Here is a 16,529-nt window from a genome sequence, read left to right as displayed (position 1 = left end):
CTCATTGAAGTCGCGGAAGCGGTGCCGCATCCGTCAGCGGGTCCGTCACCGGCGGAAACGCGCGGACCACTGGGGTTCCACCGTGTTCCACTCGGCGTCCCACTGGGCGTACCTCCGGCGGTCCAGCAGCCGGCGCATGCCGGACTTCGCCACGAGGTACACGGCGGCCACGCCGCCCGCCGCCATGGCGCCCACGAACCAGCCGGTGGTCGCCGCGTTGAGCTCGTTCATCGGCGCTCCGGTGAGGCTGCCGTCGCGGTCCACCCACACCCGCAGGGTGGCGCCCTTGGACGTCCCCGACTCCACGAGGGTCGTTCCCGTCCGCACCACGCCGTCGGCGGACGTCCAGCGGACCCGCGCCTGCCGTTTCCCGTCGGCGGCGTCGCCCTTGACGTCGGCCGTAACCCGGGCGGTGACCTCCTGCCGCTCCGCCGACTGGATCCGCACGGTGCGCATCGAGGCCTCGTACGCCGCCAGCCCCGCGCTGATCGCGGCCGCCGGCAGGCCGAGGACGAGGAGCAGCGTCACCAGGCCCCGGAACCAGGACTCGAACCTGTCGGACGTACGCCGCAGGGGATTCGCCCTCTTCGGCACGCGCTGCGGGCGCGGTGGCGGCGGACCGGACGCGTGCGGCGCGTTCTGTGCACTCATGACTCGGCCTCCAAGAGGTCGCCGGCGTCATGTCCAGCTTGGTACGAGACGGAGCCCGCCGCCACGCCACACGGTGGGAGCGCCGGTGTGAGCACCATTGGCTGTCACCTCTTGTCGCCGCTGACCTGTTCTTCTGTCAACCGGCGGCGGCATCGCGCCGCGCCGGCCACCGAGCCTTCTCGGCACAGTGGTACATGCCGACGGCTCCAGCTCACGGCGCCTTCAGCACCCACGGCACCGCCCTGCACATGAGGCACCACTCCGCGATCAGTACCTGCCTGAACATGGCTGTCAACGGTGAGTCTCGTCCTCACCGATCGCGTACGGCACCCCGTTCATCAGGGTGCGCACGCTGTCTCGTCCCGATCAGTGCCATGCATGCTGGTTTCGAAGTACCCGCTCCTTACGTTCCCTCGGGTCGCCGACACACGTCATGAGCCGGTGGGGCCAAAGCGAGGGACCGATGGGCCCTCATCGCGTTCGGGTGTGCGCAGGGCGGATCGCAGCGGACGACCGCAATGGCACGAGCAGGGTTGGTACGGCCCTGGCGGCAGGGCCGTTCGTCCCCTGCCGCACGGCCGGCGCGCCAGGATGTAATGGACGGAGACAAGGCCTACGGCAGCAATGTCGGACGGACAGAGGTGGCCATGAACCGATCCGTCTTCATCACACGGCTGCGCTCTGCGACCGTGGCCGTTGCCTCGGCACGGCTGGAGCCCGCCTTCCTGGGCTTCACGGCGGCGGCCTTGACCGCAGGGGGTGCTGCCTGGCTCGCCGGTGACGAGAGTCTCGCCGACCTCCTGTGGGGTCTGGGTACCTTGGCGGCGGTCCTGCCAGCGGTGGGCTGGATGCTCGCCGCACTTCGTCACGGCCGTGCGGGTGTCGACCTGATCGCGGTTCTCGCTCTTGGCGGCACCCTCGCCGTCCATGAATACCTGGCCGGTGCGCTGATCGCGCTGATGCTGGCCACCGGGCGGACCCTGGAAGCGGCAGCCCAGCGGCGGGCCTCGCACGATCTGCGTGCGCTGCTGGAGCACGCGCCTCGCTCGGCACGCCTCCGGACAGCGGCCGGCGTCGCCACGGTTCCGCTGGCCGACGTCGCCGTGGGTGACCTGCTCGTCGTGGGTCCTGGCGAGGTTGTCCCGGTCGACGGGCAGGTGGCGGATTCCGTGGCCAGCCTCGACGAATCCGTGCTCACCGGCGAGTCCCTGCACGTCGAACGGGCGGCTGGTGACACGGTCCGTAGTGGGGCGGTCAATGCCGGCGGCGCCTTCGAGCTGCGGGCCACGGCAACCGAGCAGAAAAGCACCTACGCCGGAATCGTGCGACTGGCCAAGCAGGCCGGGGCCGAGTCGGCGCCCGTGGTCCGGCTGGCCGACCGCTACGCGGCGTGGTTCCTTCCCCTCACCCTCGCGGTGGCGGGACTGGCCTGGCTGCTCAGTGGCTCCGCCGTACGAGCGGTAGCGGTGCTGGTGGTCGCCACGCCGTGTCCGCTGCTACTGGCCGCACCGGTGGCCATCGTCTCCGGGATCTCCCGCGCCTCACGCCTGGGAGTCGTCATGCGGGACGGCGGTGCCCTGGAGAACCTGGGCCGGGCTCGCACCCTGCTGCTCGACAAGACCGGCACGCTCACCCGTGGCCGCCCTCGCGTCCTGGACGTGGTCGCCGCGCCTGGGTGGCAGCCTGCGGAGGTACTGCGGCTGGCCGCGTCGCTGGACCAGTACTCCCCGCATGTCCTGGCCGAGGCGATCGTCGGCGCCGCGCAGGAGCGGAAGCTGGTCCTGTCGGCGCCGTCCGATGTCACGGAAAAGCCCGGCCGGGGTGCTTCGGGCGCCGTGGACGGGCACCGGGTTTCCGTCGGCCGCATCGACGCGCCCGGCACCCGCCCGTCCTGGGCGAGGGCGGTGGACAACCGGGCGCTTCTCGACGGCGCAGCCGTCGCCTGGCTGACCGTCGACGGATGTCCGACAGGTGCGGTGCTGCTCCGGGATCCGCTCCGCCTCGACGCCCCGCGCGCCCTGCGCCACCTGCGCGGCGCGGGAATCGAGCGGCTGCTGATGCTGACGGGCGACCGCGCGGAGCCGGCAGCCGAGGTGGGTGCCGTCCTCGGTCTGGACGACGTCCGCGCCGGGCTCGACCCGGCCGGCAAGGTCGCCGTCGTACAGGCCGAACGCGAACGCGCGGTCACCGTCATGGTGGGCGACGGTGTGAACGACGCCCCCGCGCTGGCCGCCGCGGACATCGGTGTGGCGATGGGCGCCCGCGGCGCCACCGCTTCCTCGGAGGCCGCTGACATCGTACTGACCACCGACCGCGTGGACCGGCTCGCCGACGCCCTGTTCATCGCCGTACGGGCCCGGCGGATCGCCGTGCAGAGTGCCCTGGGCGGGATGGCGATGTCCCTGGTCGCGATGGCCGCAGCCGCAGTCGGCCTGCTGCCACCCGCCGGCGGCGCCCTCCTCCAGGAGGCCATCGACGTGGCGGTCATCCTGAACGCACTGCGCGCGCTGCGCACGGACCAGGCCACGCAGCCGGCGCTGGCCCCCGCCGCCGAGGCGCTGATCCAACGCTTCGCCTCGGAACACAACGACCTTCAGGATGTGCTCGAGGCGGTGCACAGCGCAGCCGACCGCCTCTCCGACGGCCCCGGCCCGCAGGCTCTGGCGGCCGTCGAGGAGGCGCACCGGCTGCTCGCCGATCGGTTGCTGCCTCACGAGTACGCCGAGGAACACGAGCTCTACCCCGCCCTCGCCCCCGCCCTCGGCGGCCCGGAGGCCACGGCCACCATGAGCCGGGCCCACTCCGAGATCGAACGCCTCTCCCGCCGTATCGCCACCCACCTGCAGCTGGCCCGCGCCGAAGGCGGCCTGTCCGCCGGCCAACTCGACGACCTGCGCGCCTGCCTGTACGGGCTGCACAGCGTCCTCCGCCTGCATTTCACGCAGGAAGAGGAGAGCTACTTCTCGCTGGTCCAATGAGATCCTGCAGGGCTGGCAGAGCTGTCAGCTCTGTTCGCCCAGCGCCTGGTGCCTTCGGGTACGCCGATCCTGCTGGATTGCGCCCGGTCGGGCTGGTGTCGTGGTGGATCCGGTCGCTGACACCGGAACGCGAAGACGTCAAGACGACGCGGTCACACTCGTACTCCGTACTGATGCTGCTGCACTTCTTGCTGGGCCGTGGCACAGGCGGCGACCACCAGCCACGTCCACCGGTCTGCCGCATCCGAGCTGTGCGGCATGAGCCGAAGGGCCCACCGCTGGGTCCGAGCGACCCGTTGTGCCAGACCCCGAGGTCACGCACGCTGGGATCGACAGCCCATGAAGGGAGCCGGTGCGATGACCTCCACAACCACTTCGAGCACGGCGCTCGAGCCCGTGCACCGCGAACGGCTGATGCGCCTCGCCCACGACGTCTCCTTCGAGGCCGGGCTGCGCCTGTTCGAGGAGGGCCGGCCCGCCGACCGCTTCTGGATCGTCCGCACCGGAACTGTCGCCCTCGATCTGCATGTGCCCGGCCGCAGACCCGCCGTCGTCGAGTCGCTCGGGCGCGGCGAACTGGTCGGCTGGTCCTGGCACTTCCCTCCGTACCTTTGGCACCTGGGCGCCGAGGCGATGACACCGGTGCGGGCCTGGGAGTTCGACGCCGAGGAGGTGCGTGTCATGTGCGCTGCGGATCCCGCGTTCGGACGGGCCATCGCGGTGTGGGTGGGATGTGCGGTCGCCCAGCGGCTGCAGGCCACCCGGGTACGGCTGCTCGACCTGTATGCCCCCTACGGCAGCGGTGCCCTTTTGTGACCGCGCGCGCTCCGTCCTGTCGAACGGCATTGAGAGGAAAGCATGGAGAGCAGCCCGCACCGGGTGAGTGACGTGATGACGCATGCCGTCGTCGCGGTGGGCCCCAAGGCCGTGTTCAGGGACATCGTCGAACGCATGGAGCACGGGAAGGTCAGTGCCCTTCCCGTGCTGGAGGGCGACGGGCGGGTGATCGGGGTGGTCTCCGAGGCCGACCTGCTGCCGAAGGAGGAGTTCCGGGACAGCGACCCGGACCGGTTCACCCAGCTGCGCCGCCTGACCGACCTGGCCAAGGCCGGGGCGGTGTCCGCCGAGGAGCTGATGAGCACCCCGGCCGTCACCGTCCACGGTGACGCCACGCTCGCAGAGGCGGCCCGGATCATGGCCTTGCGGCATGTCAAACGGCTACCTGTGGTGAATGCCGAGGGCATCCTCGAAGGCGTGGTCAGTCGCGGGGATCTACTGAAGGTCTTCCTGCGAGCCGACAACGACCTGGCGGATGAAATCCGCCGCGACATCGTCGACGTTCTCTTCCCGGCCCCGGTCGAGCCCGTGCACATCATCGTCAGCGACGGCGTCGCGACGCTGACAGGACGCGTCGGGGACGCCGCACGGATTCCACTGGCCGCACGCCTCGTCCAGGGTGTGGAAGGGATCGTGGGCGTGGACTGTCGACTCACCGCCGATGGGTGACGCCCGCAGGCCGGCAGATCGGCCTCGGCGAGGACGACGCGTCCCCCGTATTCCAGCACGTGGAGGGCGCTGACGCGCCTGCGGGCCTGCGGGCCTGCGGGCCTGCGGGCCTGCGGGCCTGCGGGCCTGCGGGCCTGCGGGCCTGCGGGCCTGCGGGCCTGCGGGCCTGCGGGACATCACATCCTTCACGACGCCACCCTCTGCCGATGCGACCCGCAGCCCCAGGGGTATGTCGGCGGCCGTCAGTGATCCGCGTCCGCTCCCCGCACGACAGCGACCGGGCAGTGCGCGTGATGCAGCAGGGCCTGGCTGACCGACCCCAACAACAAGCCGGCGAACCCGCCACGCCCACGCGCACCTACCACCACCAGTTGCGCTGACCGGCTCGCCGCGATCAGCGCCTCCCGCGTCCGGCCGTGTACAACCCTGCGCTCCACCACGACATCCGGATACCGCTCCTGGTGGCCGGCCAGCGCCTCGGACAGCAGTCGCTCCTCCTCCCCGGACAGCGCGCCCGGCGGGTTCGCGTACGGCTCGGACGCATCCTGCGGCGGCGGCATGGTCGCGTTCCACGTCGTCCAGGCATGGAGCGCCATCAGGGGCGCCTTGCGCAGTGCCGCCTCGGCGAAGGCGAACTCCACCGCTCGCTCGCCCAGGTCTGAACCGTCCACACCCAGCACGACCGGACCGTCTTCAGTCCGCTGATCGCGCACTACCAGTACCGGGCACCGGCCGTGCGCCGCCAGATGCACCGCCGTCGATCCAACCAGGAGCCCGACGAATCCGCCCATGCCCCGGGAACCCACCACGACCAGCTCGGCCGTGCGCGACTGCGCCTCCAGGACCGTGAGCGGCTCACCGGTGATCACCGTGTGACTGAGGTCCACCTCGTGCGCCGTCTCCCGCGCACGATCGACGGCCTCGGTCACCAGACGCTCGACCATGTTCCGGATCCCGCCCTCCGGCGGGCCCATCGGCGAGGGACCCAACGGCACATGCATCGCCGGCCACAAGAACGCGTGCACCACCCGAAGCCCGGCGCCACGCGATTGCGCCTCACGAGCCGCTGCCTCGACTGCGGCAAGACTCGACGCCGATCCGTCCACTCCCACTACGACCAGACCAGCCACCATGCCTCCCAGCCCACACGTTCACGTCGTGTCACTCCCAGCTTCGGCCCGGCCACACTCCGCCGCCAGAGGGCCAGGGGGCCATCTCGGGCCCCATTCGGCCCTACAGCACTCCCAAGGACGGAAGAACGCTCGTGGTAGCCCATGCCCGGGAGGACGGACGACGTCCGCCTGGCGCAGCGCAGGTCGACCGCGACAGCACTACCGCGTGGCGGGCAAGACGTGTTCCGGGACCACGGCCACCGGGCAGGCCGCGCGGCTTTCGGGCGAGTCGTCGAGGCCTACGGTGACGGTGCGGGACATGGTCCACCTCCGGATGCGAGGGTTCCGCTGTCAGCGTGGCACCGCGGCGCCGGCTGCATCAGTGTCCACACGGCCCGTTCGGGGGCCGATCGGCCCTCTGTCATGCGCCCTTCGGACGGTCCTCATGGGGGCGGGACGGCCCCTGGCCCGCCTTCGGCCTCCCGGCACACCCTGGAAGGAGCCGGACATCCCATCGAGGCCCCTGTGGAGTCATCATGCACGGCACCCCGCACATTGTCAGCGATGTCATGACCCGAACGGTCGCCGCCGTCGGCCGCCGGGCCCCCTTCAAGGAGATCGTGCAGCTGATGCAGGACTGGCAGATCAGCGCCCTGCCCGTGATCGAGGGCGAGGGCCGGGTGGTCGGCGTGGTCTCCGAAGCCGACCTGCTGCCCAAGGAGGAACTCCGGGACGACCCCGATGCGGGCTGTCTCGAACTGCGCCAGTCCGTCGACGTGGCCAAGGCCGCCGCCCTCACCGCAGGGGACTTGATGTCCTCCCCCGCCGTCACGGTCCCGGCTGCCACCACGCTCGCCGATGCCGCGCGCATCATGGCGCGCGAGAGGGTCAAAAGGCTGCCCGTGGTGGACGAGGTCGGGCTGCTGGCGGGTGTCGTGAGCCGGGCCGACCTGCTCAAGGTCTTCCTGCGCGACGACGAGGAGATCGCAGAAGAGGTGCGGCGCGAGATCGCCTCGTACCTCTTCCCGCCGCCGTCGTCGACCGTGCGGGTGGAGGTACACGACGGGGTCGTGACGCTCACCGGGCGGGTCCGCGACACCGCCCTCGTCCCTGTGGCCGCGCGCCTGGTCAGGTCGGTCGAAGGGGTGGTGGACGTGACGTTCGACCTCGCTCAAGACAGCCGGACGCAGTAGCCGTAGGCGACAGTCAGGTAACCGGGGCCGGCCGGAACTGGCGCAACCTGCACCGTCGGGTAATGATCGACGTCCAGGACATTTCGGAAGTGTGCCATCATCGGTGGAATCGAGGTCGCCATGGCCGCACGGCTGCTGGCCAAACTGGGCGTGCAGCGCCGCGTCCAGGCAGCGGTCCTCGCCTCCCACTTGGACCAGCACGAATCCGACCCGCGCGACTCTCACGGAGTCAAGGACCGTTCTTCCCGCTGAGATCGGCCGGGGTCAGGCGGCGGTGAGCAGGTTCTTCACCTCGACGACGTCGGATATCTCCTCGACCTCCGCCACCAGCCGGGCCAGTGTCGCCGCGGGCATCCGCCCGGTCAGCTCCACAATGCCGTCGTGCACGGCCACCTCCACGTTGTCCCGGTCACCCGGTGGGCAACATCCTGCGATCGCTGCCTCGACCTCCGCCCGGATACCGGCGTCATCCCTGATGAGCGATTGCAGCAGCGCATCACGGCGCACAACGCCCACCAGACGGCCATCACGGTCGGTGACGGGCATCCGCTTCAGCCGGGACAGGGCGGCGAGCCAGGCCGCCTCGGCAACGGTCGTGCCGGGCAGCACCGTGATCGCGGGGGTTGTCATCAGATCGGCGGCCCGGTCGCCACGGGCCTTGCCGAGAATCCGGCGCTCACGCAGCCTGCCGATGGGGCCGGGCCGGTGACCGGATGCCTCGAAGGCGACCTTGGCCAGCAGGTCGGACTCCGAAACGACGCCGACCACATGATCGTCGGCGTCCACGACCGGGAGCGCGCCCGCGTGCTCGCGAGCCAGCGAGCGGGCGATGTCTCGGTACGGCAGGTCTTCGCGCAGGGAGGCGGCGGGCACGTCCATCACGTCCCGGACCAGGGGCAGTCCCGATTCGGGAGCGGATACGGAATGCGGTGTGAGCGGGGCGGACGGAGGTGCGGGGCGGGCCTTGGAGCTCGGCAGAGCCGTCGGGGCCTGCGCTTGTGTACCTGCATGCTTGGACGCGGCAGCGGCCACGGAACCCAGGTAGCGGAGCAGCGTGTCCTGCCGCGCTGTTTCGCCGGGGTTCGAGGGGCGAGCGGGCACATCCCGCCGGGCTTCGCCCTCCGCGGAGAAGTTCTCATGCTCGTTCACGGCAGCCTCCTGACTCCGTCGGGTTGCCTCCGTCCCAGTCTCGCGCCCTCGCTGCCCGTGCCAAGAGCCGAACGGCCCTGGTGGAACGGCATGACGGCCCTATCCTGTGCGGTCCGGAACGGCAACGGTGAGACTGAAGGAGCAGCCGACCGGCAGGAGGCCGCCGATGAGCTTGCGGGACTTCCTGGAACGGTTCCGTCCGGCGGGTACGCCGGGAGCGTCCGCCACCGGCGTGCCCGCCGACCGTACGGCGGAACGCGCCGCGGAACTGGAGCCCGCCCTCGCCCGGCTGACAGACGTTCAGCAGGAGGCGGCGCAGATCCGGGCGGCTGCTGAGCAGGAGGCCGAGGCGCTGCGGCAGAAAGCCGCGCGAGAGGCGGCACGCATGGTGGAGGCCGCACGGGAGCGCGCTCCCGAGGTTCGCCGGCAGGCTGCGGAACCCCTCCTGCGGAAGGCGCGGCAAGAGGCGGACGCCCTCCGCGCCGCCGGAGACGAAACTGCCTCGGCGATCCGCGAGCGGGCCTTGGAGCGCATGCCCCGCTTGGTGGATCTTGCTGTGGCCGATGCCCTGCGCCTGACAGGCGGGGAGCGGGAAGAGCCATGAGTGCCGGGTGGGTCGCCGGAGCGGTGCGTGCGAAGGCCCTCGTCGGCCGGTATCCGGGCACCGCGGGGGTCCGGGAGATCGCGCGTGGTCCGACGCTCGGAGACGCCCTGCAACGCCTGGCGACCACGCCCTATGCGAGATACACGCGAACGGCGACGGACTTGCGCCAGGCCCAGCGGGCGGTGTCCGCGACCCTGCTGTGGCACCTGCGGGTACTGGCCGGCTGGCTGCCCCGGGACGGCACCCGCCTGCTGGTTCCGCTCGCCGCCGGGTTCGAGATCGCCAACGTGGCCTCCCGGCTGCCCGCCCCGGACGGCCGCCGCGCGCAGACTCGGGAGCCCTATAGGCTCGGGGCTCTGGAAACCGCCTGGCGAAGGCTGGAACACGCCGGGACACCCGCCGAAATACGGGCCTCGCTCACGGCCTCGCCTTGGGGCGATCCGGGAGGCGACACGCCATGGGCCCTCGTCACCGGCATGCGGATGGCCGCTGTGCGCCGCACCGCTGTCGCCGTGCAGCCCGCGCGCCGCTGGGCCCAGGGACGCGCTGTCCTGCTGGCAGCTCGGGAACTGTTCGTACATCACCGCTCTCTTCCGGAGCCCGTACTGCGCGACGCGGCGCGGCTGCTCGGGACACGGTCGACGTCCGCCTCCACGTACCAGGAGTTCCGCGAGCGCCTGCCGTCGTCCGCGGGTTGGGTCCTGAAGGACATCGACGAGCCGGGTGAGCTGTGGCGGGCGGAGGTCCGTTGGTGGCGGACGGTGCAAGGTGACGGTGCGGCGCTGGTACGCGAGGGCCGGTACGGGCCACGGGTGGTCGTCGGTGCGGTGGCGCTGCTGTCCGTGGACGCGTGGCGGGCGCGGGCGGCGCTGGAGTCGGCGGCGCGCGGGGGACGGCCCGGGGAGGTGTTCGATGCCCTGGTCTGAGGCGGTGACGCCGGTCCGGATGCGCCGCGTGGCGGTGGTCGTGCCGCAGGCGGCCCTGCGGGACGCTCTGGTGCGGATCGCCGAAGAGGGCTGCGTGGAACTGGACCGCGCCGAGGAAGCGGCTCTCGGGGCGGCGGCCGTTCGACTGCAGCGGTTGCGGGGACGGGGCGCGACAGCCGGGCCGGACAGCCCCGCGACAGCAGTCCTGGCCGCCGCCCCGCCCGACCTCGACCTGCTGGAACTTCGTGAAAACGTCGCGCTGCTGGCGGGCGAGGCCCAATTGGAGGAGCGCGAGGAAGGCGCGGTACGGCAGGGAGACGTGGCCGCGCTGGCCGGGTGGTGCCCGGCCGCCGAGGTACCCCGCGTCGCCGGACGCCTGGCCGCTGCGGGAGGCGCGCTGCTTCCGCTGCCGTCCCCGTGCGGAATCGATCCGCCGACCTTGCTGCGGCCGGGCCGGGCCGCCTCCTTCACCCCGCTGGTGACGACGTACGGGACCCCCGCCTACGCGGACGTCGATCCTTCGTGGCCGGCGGGCCTCGCCTACATCGCGATGTTCGGGGTCATGTTCGGCGACGTGGGGCACGGGGCGCTGCTGGTACTCGGTGGCGTCATGCTGCGCCTCGGGCGGCCGCGCCGGTTGGCCGGGTTGGGCCGGTTGTGGCTGTTCCTCACGGGCGCGGGCGCCGCTTCCATGGTGGCGGGGGCTGCCTACGGCGAGTTCTTCGGGCCGACGGGTCTGCTGCCGGTGGTGTGGCTGAGCCCGCTGGAGAGTCCTGCCCGTCTGCTGGCCGCCGCCGTGGTCTTCGGTGCTGTTCTGCTGGCCCTCGCACACGCCGCCGGGGCGGTGAACCGGGTGCGTGAGGGCGGCTGGGGCTCAGCGCTGTACGCGGCGTCAGGCTGTGCCGGGCTGCTGTTCTACCTGGGCCTCGCTCTGGCCGCAGCGGGCCCGGTCCTGCACCGGCAGGCTCCAGCAGTCGCCGGAGCCGCTCTTGCCGCGACCGGGCTGGCGCTGGTGGCGTTCGGTCTGTTCCGGGCCACTTCGGGCGGCGGTGCGGGGCTCGCCGAGACGGTGGTGCGGCTGTTCGACGTCGTCGTGCGGACCGGCGCCAACACGCTCTCCTTCGCCCGACTGGCCGCATTCGGCCTGACCCATGCCGCACTCGCCGACCTGGTGTGGCGCGGTACCACCGGCCTGGCCGGCCGTGGCGCCGCAGGAGTCGTGGGCGCCGCCCTCCTGTTCGTCGTCGGCACGGCCGTGACCTTCGGCCTGGAAGCCCTGGTGGCCGGTGTGCAGGCGCTGCGGCTGGAGTTCTACGAACTCTTCTCCCGGCTCTTCGAGACGGAGGGCCGACCGTTCCGTCCCTGGCACGTTCCCCCGGCGGAGGAGCCTGCCGATCCTGCTACGAAGGTGATCCCATGCTCACCTGGCTGATCGTCCTGCCGGTCCTGGTCGCGGTGCTCAGCGCCGTCCGGCTGCTGCGGCGGCGCCGGACCAGACACGCCTTGCGCTGGCTGCTCGCCACGAACCTCGCCCTCCTGGGCGGCGCCGTCGTCGTCCTCGCCACCGCGCTGGCGGGTCCGGCACAGGCCTCGGCGCAGGCCGCCGGGTCCGGTGGGGTCAACGGATCCGCCTTGATCGGGGCGGCCGTCGCGGTAGCCGGCGCGTCGATAGGAGCCGCGATAGCCGTCGCCTACACGGGTGCCGCGGCGCTGGCCGCGCTGAGCGAGCGACCGGAGATGTTCGGCCGGGCGATGGTGATCGTCGGTCTGGCGGAGGGCATCGCGGTGTACGGGCTGGTGGTCGCGATCCTGCTGATCGGAAAGGCGTGACGATGGCTACCGTGGCCGCCATCGGCACACGGACCAGTGTCTCCGGTCTGGCGCTGGCGGGGGTCGACGTACTCGTCGCCGAGGATCCGGACGCCGTCCGCCGGGCCTGGCGGACACTGCCCCGCACGGTGGGCCTGGTGATCCTCACGGCCGAGGCCGCCGAAGCGCTGGGCGGCGCGGTGACGGCGCCGGCCCCGTCCCGGCCGCTGACGGTGGTGATGCCCGGATGACCGTGCCTGCGGACGCGCTGAGCCCCGTCCGCGCCGAATTGCTGCGCGCGGCACGGGTCTCCGCCGACACCCTACGGGACCGCGCTCAGTCAGACGCAGAGGAAACCCTGCGCTCAGCCCGCGCCACGGCCGAGGCGGTGCTCGCGCGGGCCCAGGACCTCGGCAGAGCCGACGGCGCCGCCGAGGCGGCCCGGGAACGGGTGCGGGCGGTCCAGGACGCCTGGGCGGCAGAACTGGCGGCCCGAACCGAGGTCTACGCGGCTCTCAGGGCTGCGATCTGCGCAGGTGTGCGAAGGGGATTCACGGAGGACGCGTCTCTGCGGTCGCGCTGCGCGGAGGAGGCACGAAGGTTGTTGGGCCCGCAGGCAAGGGTCACGGCAGCCTCGGGGGGCGGGGTGACGGCCGAGGCGCCCGGCCGCCGGGTCGACCTGTCGGCGGATGCCCTTGCCGACCGGGCCCTGGACCGGCTGGGTGTCCGGGCCGAGACTTTGTGGGAGCACGGCATGACCCCCTCCGGCAACCCTTCGTCGGACTCGTCGGACAGGCGCACGCTTCCGCAGATCACGCCCGGCACTCCTCCGAGCGATGCGGAATGCCCACGGATCCTCCGTGTCGCCGGCCCCCTCGTGGAGATCACCTGCCCGCCTACGGTGGCCATGCACGACCTGGTCGTGCTGGGTGCCGTCCGGCTGCCGGGCGAGGTGGTCGCCATCCACGGCGACACGGCCACCATCGAGGCCTACGAATACACCGGCGGACTTGCCACCGGACACCCCGCGGAACCTCAGGGCCGCCCCCTGTCGGTGCGGCTGGCACCGGATCTGCTCGGCGGCGTGTTCGACGGGCTGCTGCGCCCGCTGGTCGCCATCGGCGACCTTCTCACAGCGAGCGGGCCGACGACCGGTGAACCGGACCGGCGCACCTGGTCGTTCACACCGCGAGTGACTGAGGGAGCGTCGGTTGCGGCCGGTGACGTCCTCGGGGAGATCGGCGCGGGCGTGCCGCTGCGGCTCCTGGTGCCCCCGGACCTGTCGGGTGAGGTGACTTGGATCGCGGCGGCGGACGATCACCGCTCGACCGACGTGCTCGCCGTGGTGGGCGGCCAGGAAGTGCGGATGGCGCAGTCCTGGCCGGTGCGCAGACCACGACCGGTCACACGGCGGTTGTCGGCGGACGTGCCCCTGAACACCGGGCAGCGAGCGGTCGACCTGCTCTTCCCGGTGGCACGTGGCAGCAGCGTCGCCGTGCCAGGCGGATTCGGCACCGGCAAGACCATGCTGCTGCAGCAGATCGCCAAGTGGTGCGACGCCGACGTCATCGTCTACGTCGGCTGCGGCGAGCGCGGCAACGAGATGGCTGACGTCATCGAGGAGCTGGAGGAGCTGACCGATCCGCGTACCGGAGGCCGTCTGGCCGAACGGACCGTGACGATCGCGAACACCTCCAACATGCCGATGATGGCCCGCGAGGCCGGCGTGCACACAGGCGCGACGGTCGCCGAGTACTTCCGCGACATGGGCCTCGACGTCGTCCTGATCGCCGACTCGACCTCCCGATGGGCCGAGGCGCTGCGCGAGTTCGCTTCCCGTATGGGCGAACTTCCCGCCGAGGAAGGCTATCCGGCGGGGCTGGCCTCGCAACTGGCCGCTTTCTACGAGCGGGCCGCCACCGTGCGCACCCTCGGCGGCGCGACCGGCTCGGTCACGGTGATCGGCGCGGTGTCTCCGCCGGGCGGTGACCGCACCGAGCCCGTCACCGCACACACCGAGCGTTTCGTACGCTGCCTGTGGAGCCTGGACCGAGATCTCGCATACGCACGCCACTACCCGGCCGTGTCCTGGTCGGAGTCCTTCTCCCGGGACGCCGCCACACTGGCCACCGCCCATGCGCACGCCGGTGACGCCGAGCGGGCCGGGCGGCGTGGACGTGTGGCGCGGCAGCTGGCGGAGGCGGACCGGCTGGCCGACCTGGTCGAACTGGTCGGCATCACCGCGCTCCCGCCCCGGGAACGGATCAGTGTGCTCGCCGGACGGCTGCTGCGCGAGGCCGCGATCCAGCAGAACGCGCTGTCCCCGGCCGACGCCTACAGCGCACCCGAGAAGACGGCGGCCCTGGTGGAGGCCGTACTGACGGTCATCGACCGCTGCCTGGAACTGGTGGATACCGGCGTTCCCGCAGATGCCGTCGAGGCAGTCGACTTCACCCCGCTGCTGCGAGCGCGCGAGACGGCGGGGCCGGCCGAGACCGCTGCGGTGAGCGCGGCCCGCGACACCGTGCTGGCCCGGCTCGAGGAGGCGACATGACCGGTGCCGTGAGCATCGAGTACACGGGGGTGCGGGATCTGCGCGGTCCGCTCCTCTTCGTCGAGGGAGTCGGCGGGGTCGGGTGGGACGAGTTCGCCACGATCGTTCTCGATTCCGGTGAACGACGGCACGGCCTGGTCCTGGAAGTGGACCGCGACATCGCGGTGGTGCAGGTCCTGGAGGACACGGCCGGCATGAACCGCACGGGCACCCGCGTCGCCTTCTCGGGCACACCGCTGCGGATCCCGGTGGGGAGCGAATGGCTGGGACGGGTGTGCGACGGCCGGGGCGAACCGGCCGACGGCGGGCCACCGGTGCTGGGCGGGTCGTACGCGCAGGTCGGCGGCGCGCCGATCAACCCGGTACGCCGGCAACCGCCGAACGAGGCGGTGCTCACCGGTGTGACCGCCGTGGACGTGCTCACCACGCTGGTGCGGGGCCAGAAACTGCCGGTGTTCTCGGCGGCCGGGCTGCCGCATCTGGAGCTGGCCGTGCAGATCGCCGCGCAGGCGGCGTGCGGAGATGAGCCGTTCGCCGTCGTGTTCGCCGGCATGGGGCTCACCCACGCCGACACCGGGTTCGTCCGCGAAGGACTGGCGGCCCGGTCGGCGGCGAGGGAACTGGTCCTGCTCCTCAACACCGCCGACGACCCGGTGATCGAACGGCTGCTCACCCCTCGACTCGCCCTGACCGTCGCCGAGCACCTCGCGTTCACCGAGGGCCGTCACGTCCTGGTGGTCATGACGGACATGACGGCCTACGCGGAGGCACTGCGCGAGGTATCCGCCGCGCGTGGCGAGATTCCGGCCCGCCGGGCCTACCCCGGTTACCTCTACAGCGACCTCGCATCCCTCTACGAACGCTGTGGCCGCATCCGCGGTCGGCCGGGGTCGGTGACGATCCTTCCTGTTCTCACCATGCCCGCGGGCGACATCACCCACCCCGTCCCGGACCTCACCGGCTACATCACGGAAGGCCAGATCGTGCTGTCCACCGAGGCGCATACGACAGGTGCGTATCCGCCTGTCGATCCGCTGGCCTCGCTGTCGCGGCTGATGCGCAAGGGAACGGGAACTGGACGGACCCGCGCGGACCATCCCGTCGTCGCGGCGCAGTTGATCGCTGCGCTGGCCCGGTCCCGGCAGGTGCGAGAGCTCGCCGACCTGATCGGACGCTCGGCGCTCAGCCCGACCGATCTGCGCCACCTGGACCTGGAGGACGCCTTCCGGCACCGGTTCCTCGCGCAAGGCGCCGACGAGAACCGGTCGCTGGACGATTCCCTGGGCAGGGCCTGGGAGGTGCTGCTGACCCTGCCGCGCAGCCAGCTCGGCATGCTTCCGGCCGGCCTGCTCGACGCCCACGCTCCGCCGCAGGGCCAGGAGGCCCGATGAGTCCGCAGGCACGCCGAGTCCCGGCCGGACGCGCCGGGCGCCTGCGGCTGCGCCGCAGTCTCGCCACGGCGATTCGTGGAGCGGACCTCCTGGAACGCAAACTCCGGCTCCTGCTGGACCGGGAGCACACGGCACGGCAAGCCGCCGAGGACGCGGGCCGGGCGTGGCGGCAGGGGCTGGCCGAGGCGGAGACGTGGCTGGTGCGAGGCGTGCTGCTCGGCGGCGAACGCGCGCTGGCCGAGGCAGCGCCGGCGGAGCGGGCGCGCGTCGACGTCCTGTGGGGCGCGCTGATGGGCGTGCGCCACCCGGCAGCGGTCAGCTGGACTGAGCCCGCCCGCTCCCTGTGGGAACAGACCCCGTCCAACACCGCCCTCGCGCAGGCCGAGACGGCCTACCGTGGCGCGGCCCGGGCCGCGGCGGAACTCGCGGCGCACCAGGCAGCCGCCGAGCTTCTGGCCGCCGAGGCCGTACGGACACGGCAGCGGGTCCGTGCCCTGCGCCGGCACTGGATACCTCGACTGCAGGACGAACTGGCCGTATCGGAGCTGGCGTTGGAGGAGGCGGAACACGAAGAAGCGGTGCGGCGCCGCTGGGCCGCCCACCATGGCGGCACCTGAGTGTTTCTCGCGCGGGCCCGTGCGGATGGCGGGCCCGAA

At 72.1% G+C, this 16,529-nt stretch carries 16 protein-coding genes; 13 read left to right on the top strand and 3 right to left on the bottom strand.

From position 1 onward, the window contains the following. Positions 1–45 precede the first annotated feature (45 nt). Positions 46–651 carry a hypothetical protein gene (locus ACIOC0_RS04840; RefSeq protein ID WP_402152472.1) on the bottom strand — a complete coding sequence of 202 codons (606 nt, stop codon included), beginning with the start codon at positions 649–651 and terminating at the stop codon, positions 46–48. A gap of 647 nt (positions 652–1,298) precedes the next feature. On the opposite strand from ACIOC0_RS04840, the gene ACIOC0_RS04835 reads away from it, so the two are divergent. From ACIOC0_RS04835 to ACIOC0_RS04825, 3 genes are all read left to right on the top strand, one after another. Further along, positions 1,299–3,629, top strand: coding sequence for a heavy metal translocating P-type ATPase (locus tag ACIOC0_RS04835; protein WP_402152470.1), 2,331 nt, complete (start codon positions 1,299–1,301; stop codon positions 3,627–3,629). A gap of 357 nt (positions 3,630–3,986) precedes the next feature. After that, positions 3,987–4,445 (top strand): cyclic nucleotide-binding domain-containing protein, encoded by a 459-nt coding sequence (locus tag ACIOC0_RS04830; protein WP_402152468.1) that lies wholly within the window; start codon positions 3,987–3,989, stop codon positions 4,443–4,445. A gap of 42 nt (positions 4,446–4,487) precedes the next feature. After that, positions 4,488–5,135: a CBS domain-containing protein gene (locus ACIOC0_RS04825; protein ID WP_402152466.1), complete on the top strand. Its 648-nt coding sequence runs from the start codon at positions 4,488–4,490 to the stop codon at positions 5,133–5,135. A 242-nt stretch (positions 5,136–5,377) separates the two neighbouring features. On the opposite strand, the gene ACIOC0_RS04820 is transcribed toward ACIOC0_RS04825, so the two are convergent. Continuing rightward, positions 5,378–6,265: a universal stress protein gene (locus ACIOC0_RS04820; protein WP_402153214.1), complete on the bottom strand. Its 888-nt coding sequence runs from the start codon at positions 6,263–6,265 to the stop codon at positions 5,378–5,380. Positions 6,266–6,783: 518 nt separating this feature from the next. Here ACIOC0_RS04820 and ACIOC0_RS04815 point away from each other — a divergent pair. After that, a complete protein-coding gene (locus tag ACIOC0_RS04815) occupies positions 6,784–7,440 on the top strand; it encodes a CBS domain-containing protein (protein WP_402152464.1) in 657 nt (218 codons plus the stop codon). A gap of 120 nt (positions 7,441–7,560) precedes the next feature. Then, on the top strand, positions 7,561–7,692 hold the full coding sequence (locus ACIOC0_RS04810) for a hypothetical protein (protein WP_402153268.1): 132 nt from the start codon (positions 7,561–7,563) through the stop codon (positions 7,690–7,692). A 12-nt stretch (positions 7,693–7,704) separates the two neighbouring features. Here the strand turns inward: ACIOC0_RS04810 and ACIOC0_RS04805 are convergent, their stop codons facing one another. Then, positions 7,705–8,589, bottom strand: a complete 885-nt coding sequence (locus ACIOC0_RS04805) for a CBS domain-containing protein (protein WP_402152462.1) — start codon at positions 8,587–8,589, stop codon at positions 7,705–7,707. Between the two features lie 166 nt (positions 8,590–8,755). On the opposite strand from ACIOC0_RS04805, the gene ACIOC0_RS04800 reads away from it, so the two are divergent. From ACIOC0_RS04800 to ACIOC0_RS04765, 8 genes are read left to right on the top strand one after another with little or no spacing between them, the layout of a single operon-like run. Further along, positions 8,756–9,193: a hypothetical protein gene (locus ACIOC0_RS04800; protein WP_402152460.1), complete on the top strand. Its 438-nt coding sequence runs from the start codon at positions 8,756–8,758 to the stop codon at positions 9,191–9,193. After that, the gene (locus ACIOC0_RS04795; RefSeq protein ID WP_402152458.1) at positions 9,190–10,119 is read left to right on the top strand and encodes a hypothetical protein; all 930 of its coding nucleotides are present in this window, start codon (positions 9,190–9,192) and stop codon (positions 10,117–10,119) included. Before ACIOC0_RS04800 ends, ACIOC0_RS04795 begins: the two co-directional genes overlap by 4 nt. Continuing rightward, entirely contained in the window at positions 10,106–11,551 is a 1,446-nt protein-coding gene (locus ACIOC0_RS04790; RefSeq protein WP_402152456.1) for a V-type ATPase 116kDa subunit family protein, read from the top strand. The genes ACIOC0_RS04795 and ACIOC0_RS04790 overlap by 14 nt, the downstream gene beginning before the upstream one ends. Next, positions 11,536–11,949: an ATP synthase subunit C gene (locus ACIOC0_RS04785; RefSeq protein ID WP_402152454.1), complete on the top strand. Its 414-nt coding sequence runs from the start codon at positions 11,536–11,538 to the stop codon at positions 11,947–11,949. Before ACIOC0_RS04790 ends, ACIOC0_RS04785 begins: the two co-directional genes overlap by 16 nt. A 2-nt stretch (positions 11,950–11,951) precedes the next feature. Next, the gene (locus tag ACIOC0_RS04780) at positions 11,952–12,179 is read left to right on the top strand and encodes a V-type ATP synthase subunit F (protein ID WP_402152452.1); all 228 of its coding nucleotides are present in this window, start codon (positions 11,952–11,954) and stop codon (positions 12,177–12,179) included. Then, a complete protein-coding gene (locus tag ACIOC0_RS04775; RefSeq protein WP_402152450.1) occupies positions 12,176–14,482 on the top strand; it encodes a V-type ATP synthase subunit A in 2,307 nt (768 codons plus the stop codon). Before ACIOC0_RS04780 ends, ACIOC0_RS04775 begins: the two co-directional genes overlap by 4 nt. Then, positions 14,479–15,873, top strand: coding sequence for a V-type ATP synthase subunit B (locus ACIOC0_RS04770; protein ID WP_402152448.1), 1,395 nt, complete (start codon positions 14,479–14,481; stop codon positions 15,871–15,873). The genes ACIOC0_RS04775 and ACIOC0_RS04770 overlap by 4 nt, the downstream gene beginning before the upstream one ends. After that, positions 15,870–16,490, top strand: coding sequence for a V-type ATP synthase subunit D (locus tag ACIOC0_RS04765; protein ID WP_402152446.1), 621 nt, complete (start codon positions 15,870–15,872; stop codon positions 16,488–16,490). The genes ACIOC0_RS04770 and ACIOC0_RS04765 overlap by 4 nt, the downstream gene beginning before the upstream one ends. Positions 16,491–16,529: the final 39 nt, after the last annotated feature.

Source organism: Streptomyces sp. NPDC088254, from assembly GCF_044740925.1.
Taxonomy (GTDB): domain Bacteria; phylum Actinomycetota; class Actinomycetes; order Streptomycetales; family Streptomycetaceae; genus Streptomyces.
Note: the sequence above shows the minus strand (reverse complement) of the source record. Positions and strands in the feature narration are given on the sequence as shown.